This window comes from Mycobacterium sp. IDUB_19 (assembly GCF_055419445.1).
On sequence record NZ_JBVAXR010000029.1, the window covers coordinates 1 to 22,655 of the forward strand.

The 22,655-nt window shown below is 64.8% G+C and carries 19 protein-coding genes and 1 riboswitch; of the genes, 1 reads left to right on the plus strand and 18 read right to left on the minus strand.

Annotation, left to right across the window (positions count from 1 at the left end):
• The 18 genes from ACZY0B_RS20145 to ACZY0B_RS20230 all read right to left on the minus strand — a co-directional run.
• A partial coding sequence (locus tag ACZY0B_RS20145; protein WP_463765977.1) for a PPE family protein occupies positions 1 to 651 on the minus strand: 651 nt, incomplete at its 3' end.
• A gap of 1,020 nt (positions 652 to 1,671) precedes the next feature.
• On the minus strand, positions 1,672 to 2,007 hold the full coding sequence (locus ACZY0B_RS20150) for a DUF732 domain-containing protein (RefSeq protein ID WP_463765978.1): 336 nt from the start codon (positions 2,005 to 2,007) through the stop codon (positions 1,672 to 1,674).
• Positions 2,008 to 2,015: 8 nt separating this feature from the next.
• Positions 2,016 to 3,224, minus strand: a complete 1,209-nt coding sequence (locus ACZY0B_RS20155) for a PPE family protein (RefSeq protein WP_463765979.1) — start codon at positions 3,222 to 3,224, stop codon at positions 2,016 to 2,018.
• Positions 3,225 to 3,245: 21 nt separating this feature from the next.
• The gene (locus tag ACZY0B_RS20160; RefSeq protein ID WP_463765980.1) at positions 3,246 to 4,448 is read right to left on the minus strand and encodes a PPE family protein; all 1,203 of its coding nucleotides are present in this window, start codon (positions 4,446 to 4,448) and stop codon (positions 3,246 to 3,248) included.
• Positions 4,449 to 4,803: 355 nt separating this feature from the next.
• A riboswitch (M-box (ykoK) riboswitch) is annotated at positions 4,804 to 4,976 on the minus strand.
• Between the two features lie 133 nt (positions 4,977 to 5,109).
• Positions 5,110 to 6,942: a type VII secretion AAA-ATPase EccA gene (gene eccA / locus ACZY0B_RS20165; RefSeq protein WP_463765981.1), complete on the minus strand. Its 1,833-nt coding sequence runs from the start codon at positions 6,940 to 6,942 to the stop codon at positions 5,110 to 5,112.
• Positions 6,939 to 8,135 carry a type VII secretion protein EccE gene (gene eccE, locus ACZY0B_RS20170; protein WP_463765982.1) on the minus strand — a complete coding sequence of 399 codons (1,197 nt, stop codon included), beginning with the start codon at positions 8,133 to 8,135 and terminating at the stop codon, positions 6,939 to 6,941. Before eccE ends, eccA begins: the two co-directional genes overlap by 4 nt.
• Positions 8,136 to 8,154: 19 nt before the next feature.
• On the minus strand, positions 8,155 to 10,083 hold the full coding sequence (locus ACZY0B_RS20175; RefSeq protein ID WP_463766031.1) for a S8 family serine peptidase: 1,929 nt from the start codon (positions 10,081 to 10,083) through the stop codon (positions 8,155 to 8,157).
• On the minus strand, positions 10,061 to 11,572 hold the full coding sequence (gene eccD, locus ACZY0B_RS20180) for a type VII secretion integral membrane protein EccD (protein WP_463765983.1): 1,512 nt from the start codon (positions 11,570 to 11,572) through the stop codon (positions 10,061 to 10,063). The genes ACZY0B_RS20175 and eccD overlap by 23 nt, the downstream gene beginning before the upstream one ends.
• 259 nt (positions 11,573 to 11,831) lie before the next feature.
• On the minus strand, positions 11,832 to 12,734 hold the full coding sequence (locus tag ACZY0B_RS20185; protein ID WP_463765984.1) for an ESX secretion-associated protein EspG: 903 nt from the start codon (positions 12,732 to 12,734) through the stop codon (positions 11,832 to 11,834).
• A gap of 91 nt (positions 12,735 to 12,825) precedes the next feature.
• Positions 12,826 to 13,110: a WXG100 family type VII secretion target gene (locus ACZY0B_RS20190; protein ID WP_463765985.1), complete on the minus strand. Its 285-nt coding sequence runs from the start codon at positions 13,108 to 13,110 to the stop codon at positions 12,826 to 12,828.
• Between the two features lie 48 nt (positions 13,111 to 13,158).
• The gene (locus ACZY0B_RS20195) at positions 13,159 to 13,455 is read right to left on the minus strand and encodes a WXG100 family type VII secretion target (RefSeq protein WP_463762626.1); all 297 of its coding nucleotides are present in this window, start codon (positions 13,453 to 13,455) and stop codon (positions 13,159 to 13,161) included.
• 229 nt (positions 13,456 to 13,684) lie between these two features.
• The gene (locus ACZY0B_RS20200) at positions 13,685 to 13,984 is read right to left on the minus strand and encodes a PE family protein (protein ID WP_085224224.1); all 300 of its coding nucleotides are present in this window, start codon (positions 13,982 to 13,984) and stop codon (positions 13,685 to 13,687) included.
• A 415-nt stretch (positions 13,985 to 14,399) separates the two neighbouring features.
• Positions 14,400 to 15,620 (minus strand): PPE family protein, encoded by a 1,221-nt coding sequence (locus ACZY0B_RS20205; protein WP_463765986.1) that lies wholly within the window; start codon positions 15,618 to 15,620, stop codon positions 14,400 to 14,402.
• 243 nt (positions 15,621 to 15,863) lie between these two features.
• Complete coding sequence (locus ACZY0B_RS20210; protein ID WP_463765987.1) at positions 15,864 to 17,093, minus strand: PPE family protein; 1,230 nt, start codon at positions 17,091 to 17,093, stop codon at positions 15,864 to 15,866.
• A 483-nt stretch (positions 17,094 to 17,576) separates the two neighbouring features.
• Positions 17,577 to 18,791, minus strand: a complete 1,215-nt coding sequence (locus ACZY0B_RS20215) for a PPE family protein (protein ID WP_463765988.1) — start codon at positions 18,789 to 18,791, stop codon at positions 17,577 to 17,579.
• 10 nt (positions 18,792 to 18,801) lie between these two features.
• Positions 18,802 to 19,101: a PE family protein gene (locus ACZY0B_RS20220; protein ID WP_463765989.1), complete on the minus strand. Its 300-nt coding sequence runs from the start codon at positions 19,099 to 19,101 to the stop codon at positions 18,802 to 18,804.
• Positions 19,102 to 19,272: 171 nt separating this feature from the next.
• Positions 19,273 to 20,511: a PPE family protein gene (locus ACZY0B_RS20225; RefSeq protein WP_463765990.1), complete on the minus strand. Its 1,239-nt coding sequence runs from the start codon at positions 20,509 to 20,511 to the stop codon at positions 19,273 to 19,275.
• Between the two features lie 491 nt (positions 20,512 to 21,002).
• Positions 21,003 to 21,197 carry a ferredoxin gene (locus ACZY0B_RS20230; RefSeq protein ID WP_463765991.1) on the minus strand — a complete coding sequence of 65 codons (195 nt, stop codon included), beginning with the start codon at positions 21,195 to 21,197 and terminating at the stop codon, positions 21,003 to 21,005.
• Between the two features lie 269 nt (positions 21,198 to 21,466).
• Here ACZY0B_RS20230 and ACZY0B_RS20235 point away from each other — a divergent pair, with 269 nt between their 5' ends.
• Positions 21,467 to 22,642 carry a cytochrome P450 gene (locus ACZY0B_RS20235; protein WP_463765992.1) on the plus strand — a complete coding sequence of 392 codons (1,176 nt, stop codon included), beginning with the start codon at positions 21,467 to 21,469 and terminating at the stop codon, positions 22,640 to 22,642.
• Positions 22,643 to 22,655: the final 13 nt, after the last annotated feature.

Genomic DNA, 22,655 nt, shown 5'->3' on the forward strand with positions numbered 1-22,655 from the left:
CGACAGGGTCTGCGCAGCCGGCGCCGTCGTGGTCGCCAGTTGCGATAGGTGGGTCGCGGTGTTGGTCCCCGACGTGGTGCTCGACTGAGCGACCGCGGCCGCTTGTGTCTGGGAGCCGGAGTCGTTGGTGGTCTGCGGTGGCTCCGCGAACGGCGACAGCTGTGACGCGGTCGCCGACGAGCCGGCATAGGCGTACATGGCGGCGGCATCCTGCGCCCACATCTGCATGTAGTGGGCTTCGGTGGCCGCGATCGCGGGGGTGTTTTGACCCAAGAGGTTGGTGGCGATCAATGTCGCGAGCAGAGAGCGGTTGGCCGCAATGATGGGCGGCGGCACCGTGGCCCCGAAGGCCGCCTCGTAGGCGCCCGCGGCGAGCTTGGCCTGGGTGGCCGCCAGCTCGGCCTGAGCGCCAGTCGCGCTCATCCATTGCACATACGGCGCGGCCGCGGCGGCCATCGCGATCGAGGACGGACCGCTCCACGGTCCAACGGTCAGGCTTTCGATCGTCGAGCCGTACGACACCGCCGTCGAGTGCAGCTCCGCAGCTAACTCATCCCAGGCTGCGGCGGCGGCCAGCATCGGTCCGGCTCCCGCACCGACATACATCCGACCGGAGTTGATCTCCGGTGGTAACGCCCCGAAGTCCAACACTTCTTACCTCCGCTCCCTCATTTGGCCGCCATGGTAGGCGCGGATTCGTGACCGTCGCCGCAAACGCACCGAGCTCTAATGAAACACATTGAATCCACCGTGTAATACACGTGTTTAGCGACAACCAACAGCCTTATACTCCCTGGCCAAGAATTTCTCAGGATCCCCTGCGATCCCGACCGAACTTGCGGCCCCAATATAGCGATCATTATGAGCAGAACTTATTCGCGACGCGTTCCTGATGGGTAATCGCAATGTAAAAAATAAATGTCACTGCGCCGGATGCTCGTGTGAGAACTCGGCTGTGACGTAGCTAACGCATGGAATAGTAAACTACCTGTGTGATAGCCATTTATCCAGCATCCAGCGACGGGTCACCGACGGCCCGTGGTATCTAAAATCCGGTTAACATGATGACAGATCTGCGCAATCTGCCATCGTGCTAACCGCTATTCAAAACTATTGTTTACTGGGTGCCTCACAAGGTCTATGGCCTTCCTTCTGGATAGCGCCAAAGAATGTAGTCGCAGAAATGCAGAAATGCCGAATCAGCGCAGCAACGCATAAAGCCTTGCGCCGATATCGCGTGGTCTTTGTTTTACGTCAAGCAAGCACCAGCGATGCTAGCGGTATTTACTGTTTTGCTGTCGGCCGTTTTGCACCTTTGCTTGCCGGCATTTGCGCGCCCGTATGTCTCCGAAAATTGCGACCCGAGAAGTCAATGACCGCTTGGTGCGCCTTCGTCCCGGCAGCGCCCCAGAAGTCCGCTGCGGCAAGCAAATCGCCAACACCGGACCGTGCTCAGCCTCGAGCGAGACGGTGTGGGCGCGGGCCCGCGTGCAACGTGCGTGCAGGTCGCCAAGTGGCAAGCTAATCGTCATACTTTGCTCCCCTAAACTTCACCAAGCGTAAGCAGCGCAGCTGCAACTCGACTTATTGGCTTCTGAGGGTTTGCTGTGAGCGTGAGGGCCCAAGTAAGTGCCGTGGCGGGCTCACACAACCATGAGCTTGCGCTCGTTGTTAACTACCCCTCGCGGGGTTTGTGCCGCCACTGTCGACAGACAGCCGTTCGGGGCAGTAAACGCTGGCGGCCGCCTGGACGAACTTCGCAGCGGCCGCCGTGGTGAACGCCGGGTTGAGCTCGTGGACGTCCCTGATGATGTCGAGCTGTGCGATCCCCGAGTTGGCCAAGTCGCACACCTTTTGGCCCGCCTTAATCGCGCGGTCCGGGTTCTGATAGCTGATACCCGCTTTGGTGAGCGCCGCGAGGAAGGCATCGTCATCCGAGTCGGCATGTGCTGGTATGGCCAGGCCGACTGAGGCGACGACGCTTGCCAGAAGCGGGAGGACTTTCATGGCGGTGACTACCCGGCGGCGGGCGGTCGCCCGATGACACGCGGGCGGAAGCCGTATATCGGGTCAGCGAACTCGTCCTGATGCCCACCAGCAGGAATCCCGGCCATGGGCATCCCGGGCATGCCGGCGCCTCCCGCCTCTTCCATCACCATTGGGGTGGCGGCGCCGAAGCTGTGATATGCACCCGCGCCAACCTGAGTCGTTGCCGCCACTGTGCTGACCGTTGCTCCGGTGGCCCCCCAAGACGGTGGGACCGACAAGGCCCCCACCAGGCTCGCCTGTCCCACCCCCGCCGCCGCTGCCGCGCCGGGCGCAGTCACCGATGCCAGCGACGCGGCACCCCCGAGCCCGGCGCCCAGAACTCCCAGTCCCGACGTGCTTGAGTCGACTGCGTTGAAGGCGCCTATGGAGTTGGACGCCACCTGCCCATCGACGAATGTCGTCGGGTTCATAATTCCGTTGGTGGTGAACCCGTTGAATAAGCCGGAGACACTGTTGTTGTTGAGGAAGGCCCCAAGCAGGTTCGGGTTTGAATTGCTGAAAGTGTTCAGCAACCCGGCAAGTCCGGTGGTCTCAGAACCCGAGCCCGGCGCAAATATGTCGTACCCCGAACCGGCGGCCGGTGCGGCGAGCGGTGCGGCGTTCAACGCTTGGGAAACTGCGTTGGCTTGCTGCCCCGTTCCGTCTGTGCTGGTGTCGGACTGCGGTTGAGTAAACAGCGTCATTTGGGTCGCGGCGCGCGAGGCGGTGGTGTAACTCGTCATCGCGGAGGCGTCTTGAGCCCACATCTCGCCGTATTGGGCCTCGGTGGCCGCAATCGCCCCCGTGTTCTGGCCGAAGATGTTGCTGGCCACCAGGTTTGCCTGCAGAGTGCGGTTGGCCGCGACCACCGGCGGGGGCACTGTGGCGGCAAACGCGGCCTCGTACGCGGCCGCGGCCGCGTTGGCTTGAGCGCCGGCCTGCTCGGCCTGGGTGGCCGTGGTCTCCAGCCAATCCAGATACGGTGTGATCGCTGCGGCCATCTTCGCCGATGACGGACCCAGCCAGCCCTCGCTGACCAGCGAGGTGATCACCGCGTCGTAATTTATTGCCGCGGAACGTAGTTCAGCAGCCATTGTGTTCCATGCGGCCGCGGCGGCAAGCAATGATCCCGATCCGGCGCCGGCATACATTTTGGCGGAGTTGACTTCTGGCGGTAATGCCCCAAAGTTCAGCATGACATCTTCTCCTGAACTCTCTTAACCGGCGGCCGGTGGACGTGGCATGACGACGGGCCGGAACCCGTACTTGGGAATTGCGCGGCGTAGCCGCCTGCCCGTGCCGCCCAGCGGCCCCGCAACGCCCCCCGGCCCGCCCGCGGCCGGGGCTGCCCCCGTGTCGGTGAGACCAGTGACGCCAGTGGCCTGCACCGCCGATTGCGCCGGGTTGATCGTGGCGGCGTTGGTCCAGCTCTGCGGAACCGACATCGACCCCACCAGATGCGCCTGGCCTACCCCGGCAGTCGTGCCGCCGAGGCCGGTTGACCCAACCGTGCTAGAAGCTAGGTCGGCAGTCATCAGGCCGTCCGCATCGGCGGCGAAGTCCCCTAGACCCCCCAGTGTGGTGGCGTGCTGTGCGCCCATGACGCCGTTTACCGATTGAATAATGGACTGCGGGTTGAACGGGCCGCCGGCAATCGAGCCGTTGACGATATTGTTGCTGAAGAAGTTACTGCTCAAGAATTGGCCCGCGGCCGTGTTGTTGGTGTTGCCGAAGAATTGCGTTAGATAGTCGTAGAGCGATGCTTGGGGCGCGGCAGCAAGATTCGCGTTATTCGCCGAGACGTTGCTACTCGACAACAACGACTGAGTATTTCCGGCGGCCGTGCTCGCCGCCTGGTTGACGGCCTCATTTTGCCCGGCCACCGCGTCGGGGGTGGTGTTCGTCTGCGGCGAGGTGAACGGCGTGATCTGCGCCGCGGAGTTCGACGCGGTGGCATAGCCGCTCATCGCTCCGGCATCCTGAGCCCACATCTCCGCGTATTCGGCGTCGGTGGCCGCGATCGCCGGAGTGTTCTGCCCAAAAATGTTGGTGGCCACCAGGTTTGCCAGCAACGTGCGGTTAGCCGCGACGACCGGCGGCGGCACCGTCATGGCATAAGCGGCCTCAAACGCCGACGCGGCCGCGTTGGCTTGCATGCCGGTCTGCTCAGCCTGAGCGGCAGTGGTGTTCAGCCAGGCCAGATACGGTGAAGCCGCGGCCAGCATCGACGCCGACGACGGGCCGTACCAGCCCGCGCTGATCAGCTCCCTGATCACCGAATCGTAAGCGGTTGCCGCCGAACGCATTTCGGCGGCCAGCGTGGTCCATGCGGTAGCAGCTGCCAGCAATGGCCCAGATCCGGGGCCAGAATACATTCTGGCCGAGTTGACTTCCGGCGGTAACGCCGCAAAATCCAGCATGGTTCCCCCTAGGCGCTAACAGGTAGCGGCTGCGTTGGCTGCCTCGGTGGCCGCATGCGATCCGGCGTTGGTCACCACGTTGACAGAGGTCATCGGAGTTCTCCTTGTAGATAAGGGTGAGCCGGGGGGGCGCGACCTCAGCTAGGACATACACCGATTCCGCAACGTGGGCAGTTGGCTCGGTGCGGCCGCTAGGCAAAAGCAACGCCAGAGTCGGCTCGAACGAAACATCATCGATCGAGAATAGGGACTATCACCGGGACTAATTTCGCTCTCACCTCCTCAAGGTCTGGGCACACCGAGATGCCTTCATTCTGCACGAAGGGGTGAGGCGCATCCGGCTGATTCGCCGGATCCGGCACCCCTCTCATAAGAGCTTCGGCACCACACTGCGTATCTGACTTGAGCCAGAAGCCACTTGGGCTCAACCCTTAAGCCGGGAAGAGCTGTCCTGACCCTGGGCGTCTTTCGACGTTTGAGGTCAGTGGCCTATATCCGTAATGGAAGCCTCACCTAACGAGGTGCTTGCACCCGCCATCGTGGCACTCAATACAGGACGAGTCAAGTTAGCTGCGAGCGGTTTGCAACAATTCACTCGGTCGCCATGCCGATGCCATTAAGGATTCCTGCGGCAGTGCTACTACCGCTGAGCGGGAGTTCGCTAGTCCGACTTCTTCTCGGCGACTGCGGCGCTGAGACCCGCGAGGAGATCTTCGCCGCTCAGCTCCCTGAATCGGAGCATTTGCAGCTCGCTGAATTCGGTGGTGTCGCTGGCCAGTACCGCGTCGAGGTCGTCGTCGTCGAGACGGAAACTCCGGTGGTCGCGGGCCTTCTCCACCACATTTCGCACGAAGCCGGCATTGCCGAGCGTATCGATACCGCGAATCAGATCCCCCTCTTCGGAGTAGCTCTCGTCGAGGTAGAACCTGGTGTACGACGGCAACAGGTCCTGGGCGGATTCCTCGGTGATGACGTCGTCGTTCTCTTGGCCCATCAAACGGGTCAGTGCGACCAACTCGTCCGGCGTGTAACTGAAGAACTCGATCACGGTCGAAAACCGTCGTCGCAGACCCTGATTCACCTCGAGCATCTTGTCCATCGCCTTGGCGTAGCCGGCGCCGAAGACCACCAGGTCGTCGCGATGATTCTCCATGTACAGCAGCAAGGTATTGATGATCGCGTTGCCGTAAGGGTCGCCGGTTTGATAGCCCTTTTCGTGCAACGTGTGCATCTCGTCGAAGAACACCGCCCCACCCAGCGCGTCCTCGAGCATCTCCTCGGTGTTCTTCTCCGCGTCGGCCATGAACCGGCCCAGCAGCTTGGTGCGGCTGGTTTCCACCACGAGCGGCTTGCGCAGCACCGTCAATCCGCACAGCTGCTTGCTGAAAGCTCGCGCCACCGACGTCTTACCGGTCCCGGGGGGACCGAGCAACAAGGTGTGGCGTGACGTCACCGGCACCGGGAGCCCCATCTTGGCGCGGGCCAGATTCACCTTGGTCGTGGACTTGATGAGTTTGATTTCCCGTTTGGCTTTTTCCATGCCCAACATCGCGTTGAGCTCCGCGTCGCCTTCGGCCAGGTATTTCGCGGCCTCCTCGGCGTGGCGAGCGGCCTCCGTCTCCTCCCGGGTCGGCGCGCTGTCCGGGTCCCACGGGTCCGTTCGAGCCTCGATGGTTTCGGGGTCGGTCAGCACCAGCTGGTAGTTGGGGTTGTCCAGGGCTTCGCGAGCCGGGGTGAACTTGGGATCGCGCGAATAGACCCGGCGCAGAACCTCGACGGCTTCTTCCTCGCGACCGAGGTGCCGCAGGCACATGCCTTGGGTGTACAGGGCGACGTTGGCCGCGCCCGGCACCCGATCTGCCTCGATCGCGTCCTGGCTGCGCCGTACCGCCTCTTCGAAGACCCCGAGCGACGCCAAAGCCGTGGTCGCCATCGCCGCGCCGGCGGCCTTCAGTTCGGGGTTACGCCAGGTCTTCCCCTCGGGGAATCGGCTGAGCACGTCCGGCCATCGTCCGGTGCGGAAGTACAGAATGCCTCGCACGTAGTCGATGAGCTCTTGATCGATCGGTTGGCGGGGCTCGACTCCATCGAGCAGCTTCTCGGCTTCCTCGTAGCGCTTCGCCTCGGCGAGCACCGCGGCGTAGGCACAGGCGAGCGACTCGACGCTGATGACCGCCAGCTTCAGAAACAACCCGTCGGAGACGTCGGGATGAAACTGCAATTCCGTGACGCCGAGCCGACGGGTTTCCCATCCGAATGTGCTGACCGCCGCCCAGGCTCCGGAAAGCACCTCGATGCTCTGGTCACCCGCCAGCAGTCGCGCGAGCCATGCGTCGCACATCGCCGGGTCAATCGAGCTGGCCGTGGTGAACATCCGCAGCGCCACCTGCAAGTTATGGCTGGGCTGCAGTCCGTTGACGGAGATTCCCGACGCCAGCAGACCGGCGATCATTGCGTTGCGGGCGTCCTCCGCCACTGATTGCGGGCGGCTCATTGCTCCGCGAGCAAGCGCTCAGCGCCCTCCCGCACCTGGCCCACCTGAAGCACTAAATCGTCGTCCTCGAGCAGCCCCCGGGTGGGTACGACCAGCAACGGGCGCGTCGTCGGAGCGGGCAGGCTGGCGCGCACCGCGGCCAGCTGGCGGCCGGTCAGCCGGTTGAGTCCCGACGAAACTCCCCTGGGCAACCTGCTATCGCTGTGATAGCGAACCCAGCCCGACACCTCGGGGCGGCCGTCGTCAGCCGTGAGCTGGACGGTCACCACCGTCGCCTCGGCATCGGGCAGCCACAGCTCCTCCAGCGTCTCGGTGGTGATGTCCGACGGCGTCAACCAGAAGCTGGTCGCGAACCCGTTGAAGTGCTTGAGGTAGCGCCAGCCGGGCCGGCTCCAGGTCGGCTCCAGGTCGGCCAGCACCGCGCTGTCGACCTCGGCGATCTCCTCGGCGGTCAACGGCCGGGGTGTACACCCGGGTGCGTCGAGATCCTGGACCAGCCGCTCGGTGGCCGCGACAAGCGTGGAAGCCAACGAATCGCGGGCCGCAACGGCGGCGACGTTGGACTGCGGGTTCATCCGCAGCACCAGCCAGGTGCGGCGCACGTAAGAGGCGGGCTGCTCGCTCACCAGCCCCCACTCTTCGGGACCCAGCTTGTCGAGCTTGGACAACTCGGCGGCATTGCCCCCGCGGCGCATCTGCACCGAAACGATGTCGATGCCGTCGAGATGCACGTCGAACTGGCGAAGTCCAGCGGCGACCGAGCGCACCACGACGCTGGCCGGCGACGCACTCCGATGACGGTGCCGCAACCCCGCCTCGTCCTCGCCGTCCAGCGCGATCACGGTGACCAGGCGACCGTCGTACTCGCGCACCCCGACCTTGTCGCGTCCGAATCGGCGCTGGTAGTCAATCGCGGGTGTGCACCCCGCAGCCAGCGTGGTGCCCGGGTCGGCGGACCAGTCCCAGAGCCATCCGGCCAAGCCGGACGTCACGGTGAGGCCATGATGGGTGACCAGCGACAGCAGCGTGATGATCGCCGAGATGCCGACCCCTACCCACCACGCGATGTGGTGGGTGCCCTGCCACGAGTCGGGGCAGTGACTGGCGATCAAGAGGATCGCGACGACGACCAAGAACACCACCGTGACTCGCGCCCACGACAAAGACAACCCGAACCTGCGCTGAGCCTTCATTGCTTTTGCTGCTCCGCCCTTATTGTTGCTGCCTGCGGCGCTTCATCAACGTCGCGATACCAAATACTGCGCCGCCTATCAAGAGTGCCCCGGTCAATCCCCCGGCTGCCACCCACACCGGCAGCATGTCGCGGTGTGGGGGCGGTTTGGGCACGTTCAACGGTATCGACAACTGCTGTGGCGGCTTCAGCGGCCCGTCGGGGATGTCCCAGGTCAGTGCGGCGACCGGGTCGACGACGCCGTAACCGAGCTGGTTATCGACTCCGCGGGCAGGTGCCCTGGCGGAGCGCTCCAGCCGGTTGATCACTTGATATGCGGACAGCTGGGGGTACTTGGCGCGGACCAGCGCCGCCACCCCGGACACGATCGCGGCCGAGAAGCTGGTGCCGCTGGGGACCAGCAGCGAATTGTCCGGCCCGTCAATCGCGTTGATCAGGCCGTCGTCCCGGGGCGAGAGCCCGATGACGTCGCTTCCGGGTGCGGCGATCCCGACCCAGGGACCGGCGACGCTCGACGGGCCCTGCCCCTGACTGCCCTGGGTCTGCGCGTGACCTTCCGAATCCACCGCGCCGACCGTCAAGACGTAATCGCTGAACCAGGAGGGTGTCACCACGGTGGTGACGGCGTTCCAGTCGCGCGGGTCTTTGGGCTTCAGCGGATCGAAGATCGGATTCTGCTTGCAGTCCTTCTTGCTGGTGTCGCCGGCGGCGGCCACGATCACGACGTTCTTGTCGACCGCCGCATACCGGACTGCCGCTCCCAGTGCGCGCTGGTCGATGATGTTGCGCGCACTCATGCAGGTCACGTCGGAGATGTTGATCACCGAGGCGCCCATGTTGGCGGCGTGCACGATTGCGCGAGCCATCGTGTCGACGCCGGAGATCTTTGCCGAGGTCTGCGGGTCCTCATCGCCGGTATAGGCGTCCTTGAGGCCGAAGGCCTGGCTGGACTGCCGGATCGAGATGATGTCGACATCGGGAGCAATGCCGCTGTAAGCGTCGGGCCCCGCGTGCCCGGGCGGTGGCGGCGGTGGCGGCGGAGGTGGTGGTGGTGCGGGCGTCGGTGTCGGCGCCAGCGGGCGCGGATTACCGACATGAACCATCTGCCCGCCACCGGCGTAGCTGGGGATCGTCACCGTCCCTCCGCCGTAATTAGCGGCTCCCGAGTTACCCGGGCCGGGCGCCCCCGGAGCAGCTGGAGCGGCAGGCGCAGCTGGAGCGGCAGGAACCGCCGGGGCACCAGGAGCCGCGGGAGCGCCAGGCGGGGCGGGAGCCTCGGGGCCGGCCGGGGCCTGCTGCGACTGTGACGCAGGGGCCTGCGGCATCCACGGAGGCGCATTCTCTTGAGGCGGCGGTGCCGGCACCATTGTCACCGTCTGCGGCAACGGCGACAGCGTCACGGTCTGCGGCGGCGGCGCTTTCGGCGGTGCCTCCGTGGTGGGAATCGTCACCGGCTTGCGCGGTCCCGCCGGCGGCGGTGGCGCGCCGTTTGCCGGCGCCGCGCCGATCATCGACGCCACGATGGTGCCGTGGGCATCGCAATCCGACAGCCCGTCACCACCCATGATGTAGTCCCCGCCGGGAATCAGATGCGGAAACCTGGGGTGCGGACTCACACCGGTGTCGATGACGGCAACCTTGATCCCGGCGCCGCGGCCGAACTGCCATGCCTCCTGCAGATTCAGCATGTCCATGTACTTCGGCTGCAGCTTGAAATCGGTCCCGGGCAGCACCCCGACCTCGGTGCAGTAGGAGTTCTGCTTCATCGGCGCCGGTGGCCCCGGCGGACCGTCCGGCGGCACCGCCGCCGGATCGATCGTCGGCGGCGATATGGCGTAGGCGGGCGGCAAGCCGGCTAGTGAACCCGACGTGAGCAAGAGCGCGGCGATAGCCGCACGGGATGCGCGATTACGCCACACCTTGCCGTTACCGGTACCGGATCGCTGCATAGACATTCATCAACCACAACGCCAGCGGGAAGATCGGCATCAGGCAGACGTACTCAATCCATTCCACAAACTTGCGGAACAGCGGGCTGTAGATGCTGTTCGGCACGACCGCCGCGGACACCAGGCCCGCCGCAGGCAGCAGCACCAGGATCCCCGCGCAGACCGACACCGACAGCGGCGACTGCAACTCCAGCGCGTACCGCACCACGACCGTCCCGATGATCAACACGGACGTCCCGGCCAGTGTGATCGCCTGCAAGCGATCCACATACGAGCGGCCGCGCAGCATCAGGAACCCGGCGCTGAAGCCGGCCAGCAGGAGCGGCAGCCAGCGTTGCCCGGTGTGCGGATCCGACAGCCCCGCCAACGAGACCACCATCAACACGCCGAAACCGATCAGCAGGCCCGACAGGAACGACCGGGCACGTTCGGCTTGCAACAGCACGTCGCGCACCGAAGCGGGGCCTTCGAGCACCGGCGGGCCGGCGGCACCGCGCACCACGGTGGTGGGCAGGTCGGGCCGGGCCTCAAAGACCCAGCGGCTGGTGGCCGACGGGAAGACCGGCAACCGGATGCCGGACAGCCGGCGGGACAGCGCCGGTGCGCACTGGTAACCGATCACGCAGACCAGTACGACGGTCGTCAGCATCGTCACCGCGCTGGTCAAGGCGACCATCCGCGCGAGGGACGCAATCGTGGCCACCGCACCGACGGTGATGAGCGCGGTGTACAGGCCTAGCCGGCGTCCGGTGAACCGGAGGGCAATTATCGAGGAAATGGTGAGGACACCGAAGCCCAATACCGCATGTGGCGACCCGACACCTCCGGGTGGCGCCGCGGCCGCGCCGATCGCCAACGGCGCAAGGCTGCTCACCAGCATGAGGTCGGCGACGCGCCGATCGGCCTGCGTTTGAGCGCGCATCAGCAGCATCGTCGAAATGCCCAGCACAATCGCGGCGATGACCGCGGCGTAGATCGTTGTCAGCCACGAGTTGTGGTGCCAGCGCCACCAGCCCAGCAACAACGATGCGACAACCACACCGGCAGCCACCATCGAGGCGCCGACCTGCACCGCGACGACCGGGTCGATCGCGGCGAAGCGCTTGCTGAGGTTCTGCGATACCGCGGTGGAAATGTGCTCGATGACCTGCGAGCGCTTTTCGGTGTCGGCGACGAACCGGATCCACAAGCGGTCGCCGTCGAGGACTTCCTGCTCGGTCAGCGATTGGGTGGCCCGCAACGGCGAGCCGTCGACCAGGCACAACGCCCACTTGCCGCGACCCGTCGCCTCCAGCGGAGTCTCGCCGAGCTCGCGCAGCCGGCTGTTGATCACCTTCAGCAGCGGGTCGGTCATCACCGACACCGGGGCGTTGGCGTCCAACAGAACGCCGATCTGGACACCCTCACCGGCCATGATGCCAACTACGACTGCCCGCGGCTGTGAGATTCCCTCAATATCAGCCTGTGGCGCGTCAGCTACCGCAGTCATCGGGCTGCACCCCCTGTCGTGGTGAACGTGTGACCCCGGGTTACCAGTCGCGCGGAGGGCTCTGTTGATCTACTCACCGAGGTGCCGGTAAGTAGCAGTCCGACCTTTTTCAATTCCATTTGCCCTGCCTCGCGGTTGGTGATTCCGGTGACACTTACTTTCATATTTGCTACTGATTATTAGAGAAGTATGACGCCTTCGCGGCTTGGTCGCACGCCGAGTTCAAAACCGTTACAAGCCTTAACATTTGAAAGTCTCGTCACACCCTGCTGTGGGTCTTCCACTCGCCATAAGGCAGTGTGTCCAGCACGGTCTTGACGCCGACTTGCACCAACTGCGGGGTCGCCGGACAGATCGCCAACCAGGCCTCCCCCGAACCCGCGGTCCGCGCCTGTTGATAAAGCGCAATCCGGCCGCCCGAGCCATCCTTCAGCGAAAGCACCGAGGCGCTGGGGCCCTTCGCGTCGTCCCGGTACTGGCGCGCATACACAGCAACCTCTGCGGCCGGGTCCGAAAGTGCCTGCCCCAGCGCGGCGACCGTGGCGGCGCTGATGCCCATCCGCCGCAGGTCTCCGCCGGAGAACACGTTGAAGCCGGACTCCTGCCAGGACTTGGTGGCTTCCAGCATGTCGTCGAGCGGCACGTTGACCGCGTTGATGGCCGCGGGCTCCGCGTGGTGGATCGATTCCAGGCCGTCGAGCACGAGCGCCGCGATCGACGCGCTGTCCGCGACGGCGACGTCGTCGACGGTGATGTCGGCGCCGACCCGAACCGCCGATACCCAGTGCTGGCCGCGTCGGGCCAGCACCACCCGGAACTCGTTGTCGGGGATATCGCGCGAACCCGGGGGCTGGCTTTCGTCATCGACGATGCCGTAGAGCAGCTTGCCCCGCGACAGCAGCGCGATGACTTCCAGGTCTGGCGCGGAGAGCACCCGCATCCGCGCCGCCACTTCTTCATTGACCTCGTCGCCGACGACAATGCCCTGCTCACGCATGACCGCCATGCCGGGGTGGTCGTTCAGCCAGTCACTGCTGTCGGTAGATACGTAGGGCCGGCACCGCAGCTCCGGAGCGACGTGTCGAATGTCCAGGAGCGCCTGGAGCATCCAGAAGCCGTCGACGTTCACGGTGATGTCGGTGCGAGTGCTCTGTTGGTCCATCAGTACCTCAGAAGGTCGTAGTGCACGGTAACCGCAGGACGCGGCAGCACACCGAGCAGTCGGTGTGCCGCCGCGCCTGAAGTCTTAGGCGTCAGGCCCAGCTGGACCCGACGGCGCTGTCGGTGCTGGCCATGTTGTTGCCCGCACTTTGCACCTTCTGCCCGTGGGAGTTGGCCTGCTCGTAGATCACCTGGAAGTTACGACCCAACTGGGTGATGAACTCCTGGCAAGACACCGAACCGGCGCCGCCCCAAAAGTCTCCGGCGGCAAGCACATCGCGAACGATGGCCTGGTGCTCGGCCTCCAGCGAAGCCGCCTGCGCGCGGATCAGCGCACCGTGCGCGTCCACATCTCCGAACTGGTAATTGATGCTCATAGCGTTGTCTCCTAAAGTCTGAAGTTTCCGCAGCCGTAGCTATTACGGCTAGTGGCTGAGGGTCTGCTGCGAGGCCTGCTCTTGCGTCTCGTAGTTGTTGGCGTCACGGATCAAGCCGTCACGCACGCCGTGGAGCATGTTGACAATGTTGTTGAACGCCTGGTTCATCTGACCCATGGTGTCGTACGACGTGGCCTGAGCCTGACCACTCCAGCCAGCGCCGGCGATGTTCATCGACGACGACCACATCTTGCGAGCCTCATCCGACACCGTCTGCGCGTGCATCTCAAAACGGCCCGCCATCGCACGCATCGCGTGCGGATCAGTCATAAAACGTGTTGCCATGTTGCCTTTCTCCTTCTACTTGCTACTCGAGATTCTGTTCTGATGGACAGTGATCGGTCAGTCAGTTGCGAGTGTTGACGCGACTGCCGGACCGGTTACCTAAGGATGATTCCCCCGTAGCCAGCCCCCTCGGGACCGTCTGCTCAGTGAAACGGCTACCCAATCGCTGGGCGGCTGGCCTTGCGCCCACTTCGGTGTGGACGTCCTTAGCCTCCAATGACCGAACCGGTCAGCCGGCGGCGGCGGCGTTGGCGGCCTCGGTCGCGGCATACGAGCCAGAACTGGTCGACAACGTGTTCACGAACTGCTCGTGAATCGCTGTCGCCTGCGCGCTGACCGCCTGGTACATCTGCGCGTGCGCAGCGAACTGAGCTGCGGTGAGCGCTGACACCTCGTCGGCAGCGGCTGGCACCACCCCGGTCGTCGGGGCCGCCGCAGCCGCGTTTTGGGCGCTAAGAGCAGACCCGATACCCTGCAGGGTTCCGGCTGCCGCGGCCAAAGCCTCCGGCTGTGTCGTCACGAACGACATATTGTTCCTCCTCCATAATCCCCAAACTCTCTGCATGAGAGTAGATGACCGTGTTCCGTAAAGCCTGGTCCGAAGACCGCCCGTTCGCAATTGTTCACGGAACGGTACGGCGAATTCACTTTTAGTAACGACACAGTAACAGCGTTTTGGCCCTTTTGGGGGCTCTGAGCAGCGAGATCACAGTACTGACACAGTCCGACCTCCGTGGTTGTCGAGAGCCTGCTGGCAGGCGCGTTGCCGGGGTTAGGGCGATAGCTGGCGCGGTAAAAATCTCGTAGCGGCGAACTTGCCCGGATCTCAGCAACGTCGCCGATGCCCCCAGGCCTGCTGGCCAGCGCTTACTGGCAACTCGGTTGAGCGTCAGGGAGAACACTGTGCCGTAGCTCGCGTGCCGTCCGGGTGACCTGGTGGGTCGTTAGCCGGCGAAGGGTGGGCGGGCCATGACGGTGGGTTTGAAGCCGTAGCGGGGGCCCGAGGCGCCGAAGCCTTGGGAGCCACCCATGCCGGCCAGTGGCATACCGCCGAGCAGGTTGCCCGAACCGGCGGCTTCGGGGGCCGCGCTGATGGCGCTGACCGGCACCGCCGCCGCATGGCTGAGCGCCGGGGCCGCCCCCGACCAAACGGCCGGCACCGACAGCCGGCCGACCGAGGCCGCATTACCCAGACCGGCCGCCACCGCCGGCGCCGCGTGGCCACCACCGAGCATTCCGCCCAAACCGGCCAACCCCTTCGGGGCAGCAGCAGCAGCACTAGCGGCCGCACCCCCCAAAGCCCCGGTACTTTTGGCGATCTGCACACCACTGTTACCCATACCAACACTGAAGTACGGCAGACCCTCGACGTTATAGGCGAAACCAGCGAACGGGCTCAGGCCGTTGACGAACGTCGCCAAGCTACTGGGCAAGATGGTCTGCCCAGTCAGCAAGAACCACCCCTCGGAGAACGGATCGGTGGCACTCGTTGCGGCCGCCGCCGGCGTTGCCGCGGCCGCCAGCGTCTTGGGCGTCTGCTGGATCGCGCTCGCCGTCGTTTGCGCGGCGTTGCCCGCCCCGGTGCCCGACGCCGACGAAACCGCGGCACCCTGCTTGGCCTGAGCGTCCTGAGTAGACACCTGCGGTGCCGACTGGAACGGCGTCACCTTGGTCGCCGTCGAAGACTGGGCCGCGTAGTTGTACAGCGTGCTCGCGTCCTGCGCCCACATCTGACTGTATTGCGCCTCCAACTGGGCGATCACATTCGTGTTTTGACCCAGCACATTGGTTTGCAACGCCTGGGTCAACAGCGCCCGGTTCTGCGCGATCAACGGCGGCGGCACCACCGAAGCAAACGCGGACTCAAACGCCGCCGTCGCCGCATCAAGCTGTGACGCCGCTTGCTCGGCCTGCGCGGCCGTGGTCTGCATCCACGTCACATACGGAGTCAGCGCCTGGACCGCCGCGGCCGAGGCCGGCCCCAGCCACTCCTCGCTAGACAACTGCGTAATCACACTCTCATAGCCCTGCGCGGCCGAATTCAGCTCCGCAGCAAGCGATCGCCACGCCGAAGCCGCCGTCGACATCGACGTCGAACCAGCACCCGCATACATGCGCGCCGAATTCACATCCGGCGGCAACGCACCAAAATCAACCAACGACATGCCATGGCCTCCTTAACGCTGGAAGAACTGAATAATTCTGGAATGAGATCGCGGTTGGCCGGCATCCCGAAGACGAGCTTTGGCTACCGAGAGACGCTACTTGAATTGCAAGGACACCCACGGTCGACGTGATCCTCGAGGTCACGGCGGCGCGGTCCCGTCGGCGACTACGGCCAAGTGTGGCCGGATAAGTGTCAGTGGGCCCCTGCGCCGCGAAATCGGCGGACCGGGCGTTCGGCGCTGTCATCCGGCGGATGGTGGTCGGACAAGTACGTTTCGTTTGAAGCCGTATTTGTGGGTGAAGCCCGCCGCGCCGCGCCGTCCTGCGCCGGTCATCGGCATGCCCTGCAGGACGCCGTTGTTGGCGGGTCCGGCGCCGGACCCGGCGAGGTAGTTGACGGTGGTGGCCTGGATGGCCTGTTCCTCGAGCGCCGCCGGTGCCGCGCCGCCCCAGGTCGAGGGCACCGACAACCCACCAACCTTGATCGACGAGGCCACATGGGCTGCCGCGACCCCGCCGGGGTGGCCGCCGCCCAACGCAGCCAGGCCGGTGAACTGTGGGGTCGGGTACCACGCACCCTGGGCACCGGCGGTGGCACCCAAACCGAACGTCGTCTGCTGCTGGATCGAGTAACCAAAGCTGCCCTGCCCCACCCCGAAGTAGGGGAAGCCGGCGAGGTTCTTGAAGAACGGGTAAAAGTTGGTGCTGAGCCCCATCGGGTTGGTCGGGGTAGGAATGGTGAACCACCCCGCCCACCACGGCGGATCCGTCGCGGTGGCCGACGGATCGGCCGCCGCGGCCGATGTCGAAAGTTGCTGCAGCGCTTGAGGAACGGTCGTGCTGGAAGCCGCCTGCGTGGTGGCGGACGCTGCCGTCTGGCCGGATTGGCCCGCCGTCTGGGAGGTCGCTTGGGTCACCGCGGCGGCTTGGTCGGCCACTCCGTCCGGGGTGGTGGTTTGAGGCGCCGACTCGAACGGTTCCACGGCAGAGGCAGCCGCCGAGGACGCCGCGTAGCCATACATGGCACCGGCATCCTGGGCCCACATCTCCATGTACTGCGCCTCGGTCACCGCGATCGCCGGGGTGTTCTGCCCGAAAAAATTGGTCGCGATCAGATTCGCCAACAACACCCGATTGGCCGCAATCACCGGCGGCGGCACCGTCATCATGAACGCCGCCTCAAAAGCAGCCGCCGCCGCCCGCGCCTGACCGGCCGTCTGCTCGGCCTGCGCGGCAACCACACCCAACCAACTCACATACGGCACGACCGCAGCAAGCATCTTCTGCGACGCCGGCCCAATCCACGGCGCACCGGTCAACTCCGAAATCACCGAACCATAGCCACTAGCCGCCGTACCCAATTCCGCCGCCAACCCATCCCAGCCCGTAGCCGCAGCCATCATCGGCCCCGACCCCGGACCCGTATAGATAAGGGCCGAGGTGATCTCTGGCGGTACGGCACCGTAGTCCATGGTCTACGAAGCGCCCGGCTCGAACGGCATGTGTTCCTCGCGGTGGAATTAGTCGATGACCCTGACCGAAATTGCTCGGTTGTGACGTTAAGGCGTCGCGGTCCCCCACTGCCGCCACGCGATTCGACCGAGCGCACGACAGCGCCACCACGCGAGTGGTTATCCGACGGGAGTACAAGAAGTCATCAGCGGGCCATGCCGCCGCGAATCCGGATGATCACCTGCGGGAATGCCTGACGGCACCGGCCGTCGACGGTTGCCGATCGCGAGTGTTCCGGGTGACTCGGCGGCGGTGAAAACCCCAGGGCCGGATAAAAATCCGCTCGCGGATAACACCCGCGTCGCTCCGCTCTCCGGCGGGGTGTCACCCGGCCGCGAAACGAGCTCAACCAGACCCGGCCGATGCCACCGGATCAGGACAAACGAAATGCACGCATGACGACCGCGCGGCCGTCATGCGCGCATTCGCAGTGAATCGAGTGCCTACCCGGCGAAGGGTGGGCGGGCCATGACGGTGGGTTTGAAGCCGTAGCGGGGTCCCGAGGCGCCGAAGCCTTGGGAGCCACCCATGCCGGCCAGTGGCATACCGCCGAGCAGGTTGCCCGAACCGGCGGCTTCGGGGGCCGCGCTGATGGCGCTGACCGGCACCGCCGCCGCATGGCTGAGCGCCGGGGCCGCCCCCGACCAAACGGCCGGCACCGACAGCCGGCCGACCGAGGCCGCATTACCCAGACCGGCCGCCACCGCCGGCGCCGCGTGGCCACCACCGAGCATTCCGCCCAAACCGGCCAACCCCTTCGGGGCAGCAGCAGCAGCACTAGCGGCCGCACCCCCCAAAGCCCCGGTACTTTTGGCGATCTGCACACCACTGTTACCCATACCAACACTGAAGTACGGCAGACCCTCGACGTTATAGGCGAAACCAGCGAACGGGCTCAGGCCGTTGACGAACGTCGCCAAGCTACTGGGCAAGATGGTCTGCCCAGTCAGCAAGAACCACCCCTCGGAGAACGGATCGGTGGCACTCGTTGCGGCCGCCGCCGGCGTTGCCGCGGCCGCCAGCGTCTTGGGCGTCTGCTGGATCGCGCTCGCCGTCGTTTGCGCGGCGTTGCCCGCCCCGGTGCCCGACGCCGACGAAACCGCGGCACCCTGCTTGGCCTGAGCGTCCTGAGTAGACACCTGCGGTGCCGACTGGAACGGCGTCACCTTGGTCGCCGTCGAAGACTGGGCCGCGTAGTTGTACAGCGTGCTCGCGTCCTGCGCCCACATCTGACTGTATTGCGCCTCCAACTGGGCGATCACATTCGTGTTTTGACCCAGCACATTGGTTTGCAACGCCTGGGTCAACAGCGCCCGGTTCTGCGCGATCAACGGCGGCGGCACCACCGAAGCAAACGCGGACTCAAACGCCGCCGTCGCCGCATCAAGCTGTGACGCCGCTTGCTCGGCCTGCGCGGCCGTGGTCTGCATCCACGTCACATACGGAGTCAGCGCCTGGACCGCCGCGGCCGAGGCCGGCCCCAGCCACTCCTCGCTAGACAACTGCGTAATCACACTCTCATAGCCCTGCGCGGCCGAATTCAGCTCCGCAGCAAGCGATCGCCACGCCGAAGCCGCCGTCGACATCGACGTCGAACCAGCACCCGCATACATGCGCGCCGAATTCACATCCGGCGGCAACGCACCAAAATCAACCATCGTGATCCCCTTAGCCCGCCGCGGCCGCGTTGGCCGCCTCTGTCAGCGCGTACGACCCCGAGCTTGTGCTCAAGGTGTTGACGAACATCTCGTGAATCGCGGTGGCCTGAGTGCTGACCGCTTGATACATCTGGGCATGCGCGGCGAACTGCGCCGCCGTTAGCGCCGATACCTCGTCGGCGGCGGCCGGTACCACACCCGTAGTGGGTGCCGCGGCTGCAGCATTCTGGGCGCTGAGCGCCGTACCGATGGTCCGCAACGTACCCGCCGCCGCCGCCAACGCTTCTGGCTGCGTTGTCACAAACGACATGTGATTCCCTTCTCGATAACCGTCCGGCGCGTACACCGGCGGGTTTTGTTGGTAATGAGGTTAGTTCGATCGCAGGCCCCGGTCGTGCCACGCTGCAAACTGTTTAGGCCCGGACAACTGCTGTTCATCTGGCAGACACTTCTATTCGTCGAAATTCAAATTCATATGGCGTTATCCGGCGGATGGTGGTCGGACGAGGACGTTTCGTTTGAAGCCGTATTTGTGGGTGAAGCCCGCGGCGCCGCGCCGTCCTGCGCCGGTCATCGGCATGCCCTGCAGGATGCCGTTGTTGGCGGGCCCGGCGCCAGAACCGGCGAGGTAGTTCACGGTCGTGGCCTGAATGGCCTGTTCCTCGAGCGCCGCAGGTGCCGCCCCGCCCCAGCTGGAGGGCACCGACAATCCGCCGACCTTGATCGACGAGGCGACATGGGCTGCCGCGACGCCGCCGGGATGGCCACCGCCCAGGGCCGCCAGGCCCGAGAACTGCGGGGTCGGATACCACGCACCCTGAGCACCGGCGGTGGCACCCAAACCGAACGTCGTCTGCTGTTGGATCGAGTAACCAAAGCTGCCCTGCCCCACCCCGAAATAGGGGAAACCCGCGACGTTCTTGAAGAACGTGTAGAAGCCGGGGCTAAGCCCCATCGGGTTAGTCGGGGTCGGAATGGTGAACCAACTCGCCCACCACGGCGGATCCGTCGCGGTGGCCGCAGCCGGATTGGCCGCCGCCGCCGCTGTCGAAACCTGCTGCGCCGCCTGCGGCGCCGCCACAGTGGACGAGGCCAGCTGCGTTGTCCCGGATGTCGCGGCCTGCGCGGAATTGGTGGCCGGCTGAGACGTCGCTTGGGTCACCGCGGCGGCCTGATCGGCCACCCCGTCCGGGGTCGTGGTTTGCGGCGGCGAGGTGAACGGCTCCACCTCCATGGCCACCGCCGAAGCCGCGGCATAGCCATACATGGCACCGGCATCCTGGGCCCACATCTCCATGTACTGGGCCTCGGTCGCCGCGATCGCCGGGGTGTTCTGCCCAAAAAAATTGGTCGCGATCAGGTTCATCAACAACACCCGATTGGCCGCGATCACCGGCGGCGGCACCGTCATCATGAACGCCGCCTCGAAAGCAGCCGCAGCCGCCCGCGCCTGACCGGCGGTCTGCTCTGACTGCGCTGCCATCACCCCCAGCCAGCTCACATACGGCGCCACCGCAGCAAGCATCTTCTGCGACGCCGGCCCAATCCAGGGCGCACTGGTCAACTCCGAAATCACCGAGCTATACCCACTGGCCGCCGTACCCAACTCCGCCGCCAACCCATCCCAGCCCGCAGCCGCAGCCATCATCGGCCCCGACCCCGGACCCGTATACAGCCGACCGGAATTGATTTCGGGCGGAAGCGCTCCGAAGTCAAACAACCGTGTCCTCCTCAATTGGCCGGGATGCGCTGGCAATCTCGGCTATCGCGTAAGAACCTTTACAAACCTATTGGTGGAAGCCGCAGCGATTCCTACCCGCGGACCGCTGACTGCCGGAAGCCGAGCGTCCATCGGTCAGCAAACCCAGTGCGTGGGCAATCCGGGAGGACCTGACGCGCCCGTCCGCCATCCCCGATCTGGTGTTCTACCACCATGTTTCCCGGATAGCTGGTCAGGAACGACATACCCATCCTGCCTTGATTACCCCCGCTGTCAGCAACCGAGCGACAGCTCACTTGGGCTGAACTGCCGCTCGGGGAGAACATTAATGGCTTGTACCCGCGACGCCGACCGGTGATGCCAACAATTCACACCAGGCCAACCATTGTTCATTCCCGGCCAACTGTCGTTCATTTACGACGCCCGGTTGTTCATCTCTGATTCGCTTATCGGCGTCGGCTTCGGCCTCGGCTCGGTCGCCGCCGGCGACGTCAGTCCTCTTCGAGGATGAGCGCCATCTCCGGGCAGGAGGCCACACCGTCGCGAGTCGACTCCGCCTCCTCGGGTCGCACTTCGTGGTCTTCGAGGACCGAATAGCCCGACTCGTCGATGGGGAACAGCTCTGGATCGACGGCGTAGCACTGAGCGTGGCCCACGCATTTCGACTTCTCGAGACGAACCCTCACAAGGTTCCCTCCCCCGGCGCCTTCGCGGAATCGCGCCGGATCGGACGTGACCAATCGATGGGTAAATCGGTCGGCGGCTAAATTCTAGAAGATTGTTCGACGATCGCGGTCAGTCAGTTCGACGGTCCGGCAGCCGGATTGGAGCGTGTGCGAAACACATGCGATATTGGTGTGCCCGAAAAAAATTCGGTGACGGCACAGTTCCAAGCGGGCCTGCCTGAGTCGGAGACTAGGAACGAAATGTCAGACGACAAGCGGAGTTAGAGCGCATGAGCATCTCTGGCGAGTATAAGCCAGGCGACTTCTACCTACCGCGGCTGGAGTATTCGACCATGCCGATGGCCGCCGACCGCGGTGTCGGATGGAAGGTGCTCCGAGACGCCGGCCCGGTCGTGTTCATGAACGGCGCCTACTACCTGACACGGCGCGAGGACGTGCTGGCTGCGCTGCGCAATACCAAGGTGTTCTCGTCGCGACTGGCTCTTCAGCCCCCCGGCTACCCGCTGCCCGTGGTACCGCTGGCGTTCGATCCGCCGGAACACACCCGCTATCGCAAGATCCTGCAGCCATACTTCAGCCCGCACGCGCTGAGCAAGTCCCGGCCGGTGCTCGAACGCCATGCCGCTGAGATGATCGCTGAGCTTGCCGCTCGCGGGCAGTGCGACGCGGTAGCGGATTTCGCCAACTTGTACCCATTTCAGGTGTTCCTCGACCTTTATGGTCTGCCGCTAGAGGATCGCGACCGTTTGATCGACTGGAAGAACGCACTCAACGCCGAAGGCCCCCATTTCGACCAGTCCGACCTCGAGAAGGCGCAGGCGCTCTACGAATACCTCAACGCCGCAATCCAACAGCGTCGGCAAAGCCCGGGCTCCGACATGTTGTCGAAAGTGATGACCGGCGAGGGCGACTTTACGGATCTCGAACTGCTGGGCATGAGCCACCTGTTAATCCTGGCCGGGTTGGACACCGTGACTGCGGCGATCGGGTTCTCCCTCTTCGAATTGGCGCGTAGACCGCAGCTACGCGCAATACTTCGCGACAACCCCAGGCAGGCCAGGGTTTTCATCGAAGAGATCGTCCGACTGGAACCGTCGGCGCCGGTGGCTCCCCGGGTGACCACGGAGTACGTCGAAATTGGCGGCATGACGCTGCCTCCAGGAACTCCGGTGCGTTTGTGCATGGCGGCGATCAATCGCGATGGCACCGACTCGGTCTCGACCGACGAATTGGTGATGGACGGCAAGGTGCACCGGCACTGGGGATTCGGTGGTGGCCCGCACCGTTGCCTGGGTTCTCATCTGGCGCGAATAGAGCTGACAGTGATCGTCATGGAATGGCTCAAGCAGATCCCAGACTTCGAAGTGCCGCCCGACTTCAAGCCCGAAATCCTGTTTCCGTCAAAGACATTCGCACTCAGAGCATTGCCGCTGAGTTGGGATTAGCCGCGGCCGATCC

Bases quoted from the DNA above. Each gene is read 5' to 3' on its own strand.
- eccD (WP_463765983.1), bottom strand. From the start codon at position 11,572: ATGACTGCGGTAGCTGACGCGCCACAGGCTGATATTGAGGGAATCTCA.
- ACZY0B_RS20160 (WP_463765980.1), bottom strand. From the start codon at position 4,448: ATGCTGGATTTTGCGGCGTTACCGCCGGAAGTCAACTCGGCCAGAATG.
- ACZY0B_RS20185 (WP_463765984.1), bottom strand. From the start codon at position 12,734: ATGGACCAACAGAGCACTCGCACCGACATCACCGTGAACGTCGACGGC.
- ACZY0B_RS20220 (WP_463765989.1), bottom strand. From the start codon at position 19,101: ATGTCGTTTGTGACAACGCAGCCAGAAGCGTTGGCGGCGGCGGCGGGT.
- eccE (WP_463765982.1), bottom strand. From the start codon at position 8,135: ATGAAGGCTCAGCGCAGGTTCGGGTTGTCTTTGTCGTGGGCGCGAGTC.
- ACZY0B_RS20150 (WP_463765978.1), bottom strand. From the start codon at position 2,007: ATGAAAGTCCTCCCGCTTCTGGCAAGCGTCGTCGCCTCAGTCGGCCTG.
- ACZY0B_RS20200 (WP_085224224.1), bottom strand. From the start codon at position 13,984: ATGTCGTTCGTGACGACACAGCCGGAGGCTTTGGCCGCGGCAGCCGGA.
- ACZY0B_RS20195 (WP_463762626.1), bottom strand. From the start codon at position 13,455: ATGGCAACACGTTTTATGACTGATCCGCACGCGATGCGTGCGATGGCG.
- ACZY0B_RS20175 (WP_463766031.1), bottom strand. From the start codon at position 10,083: ATGCAGCGATCCGGTACCGGTAACGGCAAGGTGTGGCGTAATCGCGCA.
- ACZY0B_RS20190 (WP_463765985.1), bottom strand. From the start codon at position 13,110: ATGAGCATCAATTACCAGTTCGGAGATGTGGACGCGCACGGTGCGCTG.
- ACZY0B_RS20235 (WP_463765992.1), top strand. From the start codon at position 21,467: ATGAGCATCTCTGGCGAGTATAAGCCAGGCGACTTCTACCTACCGCGG.
- ACZY0B_RS20205 (WP_463765986.1), bottom strand. From the start codon at position 15,620: ATGTCGTTGGTTGATTTTGGTGCGTTGCCGCCGGATGTGAATTCGGCG.
- ACZY0B_RS20155 (WP_463765979.1), bottom strand. From the start codon at position 3,224: ATGCTGAACTTTGGGGCATTACCGCCAGAAGTCAACTCCGCCAAAATG.
- ACZY0B_RS20215 (WP_463765988.1), bottom strand. From the start codon at position 18,791: ATGGTTGATTTTGGTGCGTTGCCGCCGGATGTGAATTCGGCGCGCATG.
- ACZY0B_RS20210 (WP_463765987.1), bottom strand. From the start codon at position 17,093: ATGGACTACGGTGCCGTACCGCCAGAGATCACCTCGGCCCTTATCTAT.
- eccA (WP_463765981.1), bottom strand. From the start codon at position 6,942: ATGAGCCGCCCGCAATCAGTGGCGGAGGACGCCCGCAACGCAATGATC.